Source organism: Cytobacillus purgationiresistens, from assembly GCF_030813235.1.
Taxonomy (GTDB): domain Bacteria; phylum Bacillota; class Bacilli; order Bacillales; family Cytobacillaceae; genus Cytobacillus; species Cytobacillus purgationiresistens.
Window position 1 is genome coordinate 1 of sequence record NZ_JAUSUB010000075.1, and the last position, 1,456, is coordinate 1,456.

Below are 1,456 nucleotides of genomic sequence, written 5' to 3' on the forward strand. Positions count from 1 at the left end.
CTACAATGGCACCAGTGCATCCACGGTTGAAGTAAAGGTTTCCGACATGGAAATCTTCACGCGCTTTTTGAATATGCTCACGGTTCTTCGTGATTACGGCACCGGTCAAGCCGTAGTCAGTGTTATTCGCAATCTCAATTGCTTCATCGAAGTCTTTCGCTTTTGTAAAGCCAACAACTGGGCCGAAAATTTCTTCTTTCATGAGTCGCGCTTCCGGCGAAAGGTCTGCGAAGATAGTTGGTTGAATGAAGTAGCCTTTAGAATCATCGCCTTCTCCACCAGCCATTAATTTGCCTTCTTCTTTGCCAATTTCGATATAGCTCATGATTTTGTCATATGCTGCTTGATCAATCACTGGGCCAGTGAAATTGCTTGTATCTTCCGGATTGCCGGCTTTTTTCTCTTTTGTTAGCTCTACCACTCTATTTAACACTTGATCGTACACATCTTCTACGATGACTGCACGTGAACATGCAGAGCATTTTTGACCCGAGAAGCCGAATGAAGAAGCAACGATTGATTGTGCAGCTAATTCCAAATCTGCCTCTTTGTCGACAACAATTGTGTCCTTCCCGCCCATTTCAGCGATGACACGCTTAATCCAAATTTGACCTTTGCTTAACTTAGAAGCACGCTCAGTAATACGAAGACCTACATCACGTGAGCCTGTGAATGATACGAAACGCGTATCCTTATGGTCCACTAAATAGTCTCCTACTTCTGCACCGCTGCCTGGTACAAAGTTAAGCACACCTTTGGGCAGACCAGCTTCTTCCATTACTTCAACGAATTTCGCTGCAATAATTGGCGTGGTAGATGCTGGCTTAAGTAATACTGTATTGCCTGCAACGATTGCAGCTACTGTTGTCCCTGCCATGATGGCAAAAGGGAAATTCCAAGGAGAAATGACAATCCCGACCCCTAATGGAATATAGTCGTAGCGGTTATATTCATTCGGGCGGCTGTTAACTGGCACACCGTCTTTGATTTCTAAGATTTGGCGAGCATAATACTCAAGGAAATCGATTGCTTCTGCTGTATCTGCATCTGCTTCATTCCATGGCTTACCAGCTTCTTTAGTCATAAGCGCTGAGAACTCATGCTTGCGGCGACGAATAATTGCTGCCGCTTTGAAAAGAACATCGGCACGCGTTTCCGCTTTTACCTTTTTCCAAGTTTTGAAGGCTTCAACCGCTTCTTGCATCGCTTTTTCAGCATGGTCGCGTGTTGCTTTTGACACTCGACCAATGACTTCTGCTTTATTGGCTGGATTAACCGAGACGATTTTTTCATCTGTAGAAATGCGTTCTCCACCGATTAAGAGCTCATAGTCTTGACCTAAATATTTTTTTACCGTTTCTAATCCTTGCAAATATCCGTTCCGATTCTCTTCAATTGAAAAATCTGTAAAAGGTTCATGTTTATATGGCTGTACCATTATTAATTCCTCCCTTTT

Annotated in this window: 1 protein-coding gene; it reads right to left on the reverse strand. The window is 43.5% G+C overall.

What is annotated here, in order from left to right:
- A partial coding sequence (gene pruA, locus J2S17_RS28720) for an L-glutamate gamma-semialdehyde dehydrogenase (protein ID WP_307480805.1) occupies positions 1-1,438 on the reverse strand: 1,438 nt, incomplete at its 3' end.
- Positions 1,439-1,456: the final 18 nt, after the last annotated feature.